General features: G+C 55.9%; 8 protein-coding genes. 6 read left to right on the forward strand and 2 right to left on the reverse strand.

The features are described from left to right. Positions 1-3: 3 nt before the first annotated feature. The 6 genes from KGB24_RS23870 to KGB24_RS23895 all read left to right on the forward strand — a co-directional run bounded on the left by KGB24_RS23870 (position 4) and on the right by KGB24_RS23895 (position 6,816). Positions 4-939 (forward strand): DUF535 family protein, encoded by a 936-nt coding sequence (locus tag KGB24_RS23870; protein ID WP_008033920.1) that lies wholly within the window; start codon positions 4-6, stop codon positions 937-939. Positions 940-1,014: 75 nt separating this feature from the next. Continuing rightward, complete coding sequence (locus KGB24_RS23875) at positions 1,015-2,217, forward strand: glycosyltransferase (RefSeq protein ID WP_223415737.1); 1,203 nt, start codon at positions 1,015-1,017, stop codon at positions 2,215-2,217. Beyond that, a complete protein-coding gene (locus KGB24_RS23880) occupies positions 2,214-3,401 on the forward strand; it encodes a glycosyltransferase family 2 protein (protein WP_223415738.1) in 1,188 nt (395 codons plus the stop codon). Before KGB24_RS23875 ends, KGB24_RS23880 begins: the two co-directional genes overlap by 4 nt. Further along, positions 3,401-4,135: a WecB/TagA/CpsF family glycosyltransferase gene (locus KGB24_RS23885; RefSeq protein WP_223415739.1), complete on the forward strand. Its 735-nt coding sequence runs from the start codon at positions 3,401-3,403 to the stop codon at positions 4,133-4,135. The genes KGB24_RS23880 and KGB24_RS23885 overlap by 1 nt, the downstream gene beginning before the upstream one ends. Positions 4,136-4,478: 343 nt before the next feature. After that, positions 4,479-5,612: a hypothetical protein gene (locus KGB24_RS23890; RefSeq protein ID WP_223415744.1), complete on the forward strand. Its 1,134-nt coding sequence runs from the start codon at positions 4,479-4,481 to the stop codon at positions 5,610-5,612. Between the two features lie 67 nt (positions 5,613-5,679). After that, on the forward strand, positions 5,680-6,816 hold the full coding sequence (locus tag KGB24_RS23895; RefSeq protein ID WP_008033911.1) for a glycosyltransferase family 61 protein: 1,137 nt from the start codon (positions 5,680-5,682) through the stop codon (positions 6,814-6,816). Between the two features lie 45 nt (positions 6,817-6,861). On the opposite strand, the gene KGB24_RS23900 is transcribed toward KGB24_RS23895, so the two are convergent. Together KGB24_RS23900 and KGB24_RS23905 are read right to left on the reverse strand one after the other, a co-directional pair. Then, positions 6,862-8,286 carry an undecaprenyl-phosphate glucose phosphotransferase gene (locus KGB24_RS23900; RefSeq protein WP_223415740.1) on the reverse strand — a complete coding sequence of 475 codons (1,425 nt, stop codon included), beginning with the start codon at positions 8,284-8,286 and terminating at the stop codon, positions 6,862-6,864. A gap of 385 nt (positions 8,287-8,671) precedes the next feature. Then, entirely contained in the window at positions 8,672-9,193 is a 522-nt protein-coding gene (locus KGB24_RS23905) for a cytochrome C (RefSeq protein WP_223415741.1), read from the reverse strand. Positions 9,194-9,296: the final 103 nt, after the last annotated feature.

Genomic DNA, 9,296 nt, shown 5'->3' on the forward strand with positions numbered 1-9,296 from the left:
TAAATGAATAACTGGCAACTGCTGAAAAACGCGTTTTCTTTACACGCAGGTTATTCATTGAGAGCCGTGAAAAACAAGCTCAAGCTAATGATTTTAGTGGCGAAGAACTGGGCTGAACTGAAGCTGTTCACGGGGCGCATGTCGAACGCTTTGGGCAGCGCCGGTTTTGCGAAGTTGGGCGGGGATTGTGTGGGGGTCGTTCATTGGCCCTACATCAGTAAAAGCTGGAACCCTCAGGACCGACTGAGTGTGTTGGCCTCGCACTATGAGGTGGTGACAAAAAGCTGTCCGCAGTTATTGCTGTTTGGTCGAAGTGAAAGTCTGGTGTTGAGTGACTTGTCGACCTTCGCTGCCGATTGTTCCCTGGTACTGGATCGCCCCATTTGGTTTATGCGTGAAGGCGAGTTGGTGTTGAACCTGTTTCAGGGTGATTTACGCATTGCATCGATTGCGTTCACCTTGTGTTGCACCGAGGGTGAACTGTGTATTTTCATCGGTGCCGTGCAAGGGATTCACAAAGGAGTGGAGAGCGAACGCTCCCTGGACATTTATCGGGAGCTGACAAAAAGTTTCGAAGGCCTTCGGCCGCGAAGTTTTCTGATTGAAGTCATTAAATACATCGCAACCCGGATTGGCGTTGAAAGGATATACGCAGTAAGCGACGGGTTCCGTCATCACCGGCACGCCTATTTTGGTGCTGAAAAAGCCCAGGACCTGGCGGCCAATTACGATGTGATCTGGCTGGAGCATGGCGCGACACCTTCAGCGCGGGAAGACTTCTTTGAAATCCCCATGGCCCCGTCGAGCAAACCGCTTGAGAGTATCGCTTCGAAAAAACGCGCCATGTACCGCAGGCGTTACGAGTTGCTGGAGGACACGTTCAAAAAGATAGACGGTGTGTTGATTGGCAGTTATAGCCACCCGCGTGGGGCTGATTGACGTTCCAGGCCACTGAACTACTGTGGGATGCCCCGCTGTAATCATTCACCGCAACGACAGCCAGGCTTGGTGCTTATGCGTATCGCTTATTTCATCAATCAATACCCCAAAGTCAGCCATAGCTTCATTCGTCGCGAGATTCTGGCATTGGAGCGTCAGGGCTTTGAAGTGCAGCGCATTGCCCTGCGCGGCTGGGATGCGCAGTTGGTGGATGCCGAGGACGTGTCCGAACAAGCCCAGACCCACTATGTGTTGCAGGGCGGAGTCAAAGCGCTGGCAGGGCCGGTGCTGCAAGTGCTGCGCGCTCAGCCACGACGCTTTTTTTCGACGCTGTGGCTGGCGTTGCGCATGGGCCAGCGTGCCGATCGGCCGTGGCCGTACCATGTGATCTATTTGTTCGAGGCGTGCCGGTTGTTGTCCTGGTTGCAAGTGTTCGGCGCCAGGCATGTGCATGCGCATTTCGGCACCAATTCAACCGAGGTGGTGATGTTGGCCCATGCGCTCGGCGGGCCTGCGTACAGCTTTACCGTGCACGGCCCGGAAGAGTTCGACAAACCACAATTTATCCATCTGGGCGAGAAAGTCCGGCGCGCGGCGTTTGTCGCAGCGATCAGTTCCTATGGACGCAGCCAGTTGTTTCGCTGGGTTGAGCATGCGCATTGGGAAAAGGTCAAGGTGGTTCACTGCGGCCTGGAGCGGGCGTTTCATGAGGTGCCGACTGTCGCTGTGCCGTCCGTGCCGCGGTTGGTGTGCGTGGGGCGCTTGTGCGAGCAGAAGGGGCAACTGTTGTTGCTTGAGGCGGCGCGAAAACTGGCGGCGCAAGGCGTGGTGTTCGAGATCGTACTGGCCGGCGACGGGGAAATGCGTGCAGAGATCGAAACCCTGATTGCGCGGCATGGCTTGCAGGCGCAGGTGCGCATTACCGGCTGGATCAGCAGCGATCAGGTGCGGACGGAAATCCTGGCGGCGCGGGCCCTGGTATTGCCGAGCTTCGCCGAGGGCTTGCCGGTGGTCATCATGGAAGCCATGGCCTTGCGCCGGCCCGTGCTGACGACCTACGTGGCGGGTATTCCCGAACTGGTGCGTCAGGGTGAGAACGGCTGGTTGTTTCCCGCGGGCGCCGTGGATGAGTTGGCGGTGGCGCTGGCCGACTGCCTCGCGCAACCTGTCGAGGTGTTGCAGCGGATGGGCGATGCCGCGTATCAGCGCGTGCTGGAGCGGCACGATATCGATACCGAAGCGGCCAAGCTGGCTGAATTGTTCAAGGTGCACGCATGATCACGTTACTGGGTTGGCTGTTCAGTGCACTGCTGATACTCATCGTCCTGCCGGTGTTGGTGTTGTTTGTGCAGGTGCTGCTGGCCAGCCTGACAGTGCGATCGCTTGCACCGGCACAAGGATCGCGACCGAGGGTGGCGGTGTTGGTGCCGGCTCACAATGAGTCCTCGCTGATCGTCGCGACGTTGAACAGCATTCTGCCGCAACTGCTGGCGGGCGATCGCCTGGTGGTTGTCGCGGACAACTGTTCTGACGACACGGCCGCGCTGGCCCGCGCCGCGGGTGCCGAGGTGGTGGAACGCAGCAATGCTCAGCAGCGAGGCAAGGGGTATGCACTGGACTTCGGGGTGCGTTACCTGGCCAGCGATGCACCGGACGTGATGATTGTTGTCGATGCCGATTCGAGGGTGAGTGAAGGCTCGATTGAGCGTTTGGCACTGTGCTGCATCGACTCCGGCCGTCCAGCACAGGCCCTGTACTTGATGCATGCACCTGCAGGTTCCGGTTTGAAAGTGCAGATTGCCGAGTTTGCCTGGTGCGTGAAGAATCGGGTGCGAGCGCAGGGTTGGGCCCGCCTGGGGTTACCTTGTTCGTTGATGGGCTCGGGAATGGCGTTCGTCTGGCGGGATCTGGCGTTGATCGAATTAGCCAGTGGCCACATCGTCGAAGATTTGAAGATGGGCCTGGATTTCTGCCGAAGCGGCAAACCGCCCCTGTTTTGCCCCGGTGCGTTGGTCAGCAGTGATTTCCCGCGCAGCGACGAAGGCCTGAGTACCCAGCGTACACGCTGGGAGCATGGTCATCTCGGGGTCATCCTCAGTGATGCGCCAACGTTGCTGATAGAGGCTATCCGCAAAGGCAACTTGAACCTTCTGGCAATGACCGCGGATTTACTGGTCCCGCCGCTGGCCTTGCTGACGTTGCTGCTGGTGGTCGCCTTTTGCCTCTCCTGGCTGGTGGTGTTGCTCGGCGGCGCGTTGGCGCCAGCCTTGATAGCGTCTTTCGGGCTCGCGCTGTTGGGCGTGTCTGTCTTGCTGGCATGGAGTCGGTTCGGTCGCGGGATCATCGCGTTTTCAGCCTTGTTGTATGCGCCGTTCTACGCGTTGAAGAAAATCCCGCTGTACATTGGCTTTGTGCTCAAGCGCCAGGTCGACTGGGTACGTTCGAAGCGAGATGACACCTGATGCACCCCTTATCCTGGCAGCACAACTGGCAAACCATCCTGCGCAAACTCAGGGTGGTTCGCGATGCTGGCGACGAACAACAATTGATTGATGCGTTGTCCCGGTCTGAGGGGACGACAGTGCTTGGATTCGTCAATGCCCATGCCATGAACCTGGTGACGGCCAGCCCCGCTTACTACGACGCGTTGTCGGCGGCTGACGTGTTGTTACGGGATGGCTCCGGCATGGCCATCCTGTTTCGTCGACTCGGTCTCGAGCCGGGTCTGAATATGAACGGCACCGATTTCATCCCCAAATTACTGGCCGCCTACAAGGGCCGGCGCGTGGCGTTCTGGGGAACTGAGGAGACCTTTCTGGCCAATGCGGTGCGGCATAGCGAAGCGGTGTTTGCGGTCAATGTCGTCTCTGCTCACCATGGTTTCGCAGGGGTGGATGATTACGTCAATCTTGCCCGTCAGTCACTGCCGGAACTGGTGGTGCTGGGGATGGGCATGCCCAAGCAGGAAGTCGTTGCCGCGAGGCTGGCCGCCAGCGGCGTGCCATGCCTGGTGGTATGCGGTGGGGCGATCCTGGATTTTCTCGGCGGCAAGGTGACGCGTGCTCCGCAATGGGTGCGTCGCCTCGGTTGTGAGTGGGTGTTCAGGCTGCTCAGTGAGCCAAAGCGATTATTCACTCGCTATATCGTGGGTAACCCAAAGTTTTTATTACGCACACTCATCTGTCGAAGTTCCTGACGTAACAGGAATTTGACGTCAGTTTTAATCTTCGGGCTGCCTGAAAAACACGTCTGAAATATCTTGCAAAACTATGCGCCAGCATCTTTACTCAGCCTTGTATTACCGACTCGGCGGGTGAGTTGGGGAGTGTTTTTTGTTAGGTTGGAGACGAATAAATGACGTCAGAAAATCTTGATTTCAGAGAGTGAATGGCGAGTTTTTCGCAAGAAACATAGCTGGGCGTACATTCAAGAAACAGCGCACATCATATCGGTAGTTATGGTTTGCCGCATATTTTGAAAAGCGTGATGAGCTATCGACTCTCATTTCGAGTGTTTGATTTATTGGTTTGAAAACTCAAATGAAAGCATATATATCAACACTGATACGCAAGTTAATGTCGCCTTCCATGCGATTTGAGCTAAGAAAAGCGCTCGCCTGGTTACGCGATATAGCCGCACGCGCCTGTGTTTGGCGCTGGGAAATTGCCAGGTTCAAACTGCGGGAAAACAGCCGTTACGACATTTTTTATGTGGGCAGAAGATCCCAGCGGGAATTTGTGAAGGTGCTCTTGGGGGCTGAAGCTCAAGGGGTTGATAGCCTGCCGAAATCAGACCGCACGGTCGTTGTCAGTGACATGCCGACCTGGGGTGCATTGTATGTGCCGCAATACCTGAGTGCTGTCGTGCCGCTGCGCCGATCCATTGATGAAATTACGGCGCGATACAACACCGAGTTACGGCGCAATCTACGCAAGAACCGGTTGCGCTACGGTATGAAGCAAGCATTGAACGATGACGAGATTGAAACGGCGGATCGGGAAATGCTTCAACCCTATGCCAGGGCCCGTCATGGCGCAGCCGCCTCGCAAATTGCATCACATGAAGTTCAACGGGTGGCTAAAAGTGCCGGACGCCTCGATCTGGTGGTGTTGGAAGACCAGATTGTTGCCTGCCATCTGGGGTGCGTCGTTACCCGCGCGGGCAAGCGCTACTGGAGCACCGTACGTTTCGGCTACCCTGACGAGGTGTTCTCGGATGCCAAAAAATTACGTGAAATCAATTCCATCACCACGTTCATGGCGCTTGAGTGGGCAATAGAAAACGGATTTGATTACTACGATATCGGGACGTGTCTGGCACGTCCGGACGACGGACTTCTTGAGTGGAAAAGAAGGCGCGGCGGTGATGTCGATACGCTGGGAAACCATGGCTATGTGTTTGTTCGGCTGCCCAGGATTGGCGCTGCGCAGTTTCTGTGGGAGGCGCCGCTTTTTGCTGTTGAAGGCAAACATTTGACACTTCATCTTGGAATACCCGACGGGCCAAGTGATGAAGAAGTTGCTAATCGTTATCGTGAAATGGGCTTTGGGGGACTGTTCAAACTGTACCTCCATTGTTTCAGAGAACCGAGCGCCGCGCTGCTCGATAACTTGCGTAGTCGCTATGCTCATTTGAAATCGCCGCCCATTCTGCAAACTATTCTCTGTGCTTGAATAGGTGGGCGATTTTAAAAAGTATTTGGCTGTAAGTGCTGTTTGATCATATTACGCGGGGGTGTCTATGTCGGAATTCAACGCGTTGGCAAGTGGCGGTCCGGCAAAGTGGAGCCTGGCTGCGTATAAACACCTTTTTAAAACACGCCTTGCCCGCAAACCAGCGTTAACGCTGCAAAGTATGGCGGTGAAAACCTGGGACATTGCGCCGGGTGAAATCGCGTTTGCTCAACCCGCCTTCTTTCTTCCCAATCAACTTGAACGTGTGACGGGGTGGGAAGAGAAACTTTTTTATCCCCATGAGCATCCTCGTCGCACAATGGAAGGCGTCGGTCGTGTTGACCATGGACCGACCCGAGGATATTTGCTCAAAGATGCCTGGTTGATCGATGGTGCGCTCTACAAAGGAAACGCCAAATCCTGGTTGACGCCTGGCGTTGGCCGGTTGCCAGGGGTTCGCGTCGAAAACGAAATCGAGCGCGGGGCCTTGTATTGCACGGCAGGGGGCAACAAGTGGTTTGGCAGTTGGTTAACGGACGATTGCCTGACCTATTCACTGGCCTGCAACGAAGGCGTTCCAGTGACGACAGCGGCTTGCGCCAACATTGTTTCCACCAGCAGGAACGGCATCCTTCACACGCCCGGTTATGAGGACTGGCTTGGTATGAAGCCAGTTCGTTTACGTAATACGTTTTTTCGTGAGCTCGTGATCTTTGACGACATAAGCCAAAATCGCCATAAGCATCTGCGCTTCCGTGCAATGGGCGAAAAGTTGCTGTCCCACGTCAACACAAGCGCTCATCCAGGCGTGTTCATCCTGAGAGGTGGCCGCGGCGATTTACGCTTGTTGCGTAACGAAATGGAGCTGGCTGAACGCCTGCGTGATCGTCGAGGTTTTCGCATTCTCGACCCTGCGCTGTGCGATGTTCCGACCATCGTCGCAACCTGCGCCGGGGCGAGAACCGTGGTAGGGGTCGAGGGCAGTCAACTGATCCATGGGGTTAATGTATTGCCGCCGGGTGGTTCGCTGCTGGTGTTGCAACCTCCTGATCGTTTCATCTGCTATTTCAAGTACCTGACCGATCGTGATCATCAACACTTTGGTTTTGTCGTCGGTACTCCCGCGGGCAATGGCTTTACTATCGACCCCGATGAGGTCGAGCGCACGCTGGACCTGTTCCCGTCATTGTGCGACGAACTTTAGGGGCAGCCGGTCGACGCTCGACTGCTCCTACAGTTTCACCACGCATTAATAGGCCTGTTTGCCGGAGAAGGCCGATATCGTTCGTACCAGAATGATGAAGTCGAGCCAGAGCGACCAGTTGTTGATGTACTCGATGTCCGAGTCAACCCGCCGAATCATCTGCTCGATATCCCTCGTTTCACCACGCAAGCCCCGCACCTGCGCCAGCCCGGTGATACCCGGTTTAATGTTATGTCGCGCAAAGTAGCCCGAGACATCGGGCGAGTACTGCACGTCGTGTTGAATCGCGTGCGGGCGAGGCCCCACCAGCGACATTTCGCCCATCAACACGTTGAACAATTGCGGCAGCTCATCGAGGCTGGTTTTGCGAATAAAGGCGCCCACCCTGGTTACGCGTGGATCATTCTTTTGTGCCTGCTTGACGGTGCCGTCCGACGACTGATGGACCACCATGCTTCTGAACTTCCAGATACGGAAAACTTCGCCGCTCCACCCCATGCGTTGCTGACGAAAGAACACGGGGCCGGGGCTGTCGATCTTGATCGCAAGGGCAACTAACGCCAACACGGGCGCCGCAAAAAGCAGGATCAGGAAAGCGCCGACCTTGTCTTCGAGATTCTTCAGGAACAGTCGCATCCCCATCAGCGGAGTTTCGGACAAGGTCAGCACGGGAATGCCGGCAATCTCGCGAACGCTGTGGTTGATCAACTTCAAGGCGAAAATGTCAGGCACCCAGTTAACCCTGACGTGTTTATCGAACAGGCTTAAATAAACCTTCTGGATAACTTCGGAGCCGCCCACTGGGGTCACAAAATAGACGGTACGAATGGCGTGTTTGACAACCAACTCATCAAGATCAGAAATATTGCCCAGTATCGACAGGCGTGGTGCGCCTTCCACGCCTTCCTTTGCCCAGTCATCGTCCGCGCCAATCAACACACAGCCAACGATGCGTTCACCGAGCCAGGGGTTGTTACTGATTTTCTTGTGGAGGTAACTGGCCAGTTCGCCCGAGCCAATGATCAGTGAATTTTCCAGTTGCGTCGGGTGGGCCAGAAATTTCTTCTGCATTTCCCGTGTGGCGAGGTGCAAAAACAACTGGGCGAAATAGCCGAGAACAAATAACTCCCCAACCAATAGCCGCGAATACCGTTCGCTGGTTTTGGTCAGGAAAGCCATGGCAACGAGAAAACCAAAGGTCGCGGTCCATGCCTTCAGAAGCTTGAAGGCTTTGACAGTGAACCCGACATTGCTGCGGTAAATGGCATAGTGGTCGTACACGACGGCCAACGCGCCAAGCAGCAGCAAGAGCATGATGACGTAGTCTTGCGAGATGAAGCCGATGTGATAATTGATCAAGAACCACGCAACACCGGTTACCGCAACGCAATCGAGACCGGCCTGAATAACGATACTGGTGCTGCTTCTTCGCTGGAGAACGGAACGGGTACTGTTGGGCTCAAATATCATCTTTAGACCTCATTTGCTTTCCCTTGCGCTCGGTGATGACGAGATTCAGGTCAACATAGCCCTCATTCGAGAGCCTCAGCGTCACCGACAAGCTGCTCATACTTGTGACAGGTTTGCACCCTCAAATGCGTAAATCCGGTGAGACGAAGACAGGTGCTGTCACTTTAGCACCACTGTGCAGACATTCATCCTATAGCTACGGATTCAGACAACATCCATAAATAAAAATGCGCTCGGACACAAGGTGCCGGGCAAGCCACGGTGAGACGCCTGCACGGCGTTTGCCGCAAGGTCGTCTTGTTATCGCAGAGGAGAGTTGGCGCAGCGGAAGGGCGGGGGAACGGGCCCCCCGTTTTTGCAATGACGGCTTTGGTTCAAACCGTTGTCAGTTGTTCATCCCGTCTTCAATTGCGATGCCTTGCGCACGCATTTGCTGGATCAGGCCGGCGCGGGTGCCGGGGAGGTTGAGCATGGTTTCTGCGCGCAGTTCCGCTACTTCGTCGGCGCTGTAAGGCTGATAGTCGGCCGGCGTGCTTTTACCCGCCATTCCGTCGGCACGGATCAACCAGTTGAGCAGGTCAGCCAATTGCGCGTTGTCCAGCGCGGACTGCGACATGCCCGGCACGCGCACGAGAAACTCGCGGCCGCCCGGCACTTTCAGAAAGTTGCCGACAAACCCTGCCATCCGGGGCGTGTCATTCGCGGCAGAACCCATGCCATTGCCCAAGTGGCAACCGGCGCATTGCAATTGGTAGTTCACGCCAATGCTGTAACCGGCCTGGGCAATCGGTTTTTGCAGGGCTTCATTGCCCGGCGCATGCCGTTGCGCCGGGTCCGGGATGGCCCTGGCATGAACGAGCGGGGCGGTCATGGCGCAGACAAGACCGAGGATGAGCAACCTACCCATAAGCAGCACCTCCACCTGTGCAGGAGAAATCGGACCTGTAGGAGCCAGCTTGCTGCGGGCGGCGTTCCGACGATGGCGTTTTCAGAGACGCCATCGTCGGAAC

The sequence above is a fragment of the Pseudomonas sp. BF-RE-25 genome, from assembly GCF_019956105.1.
In the GTDB taxonomy this organism is placed as follows: Bacteria; Pseudomonadota; Gammaproteobacteria; order Pseudomonadales; family Pseudomonadaceae; genus Aquipseudomonas; species Aquipseudomonas migulae.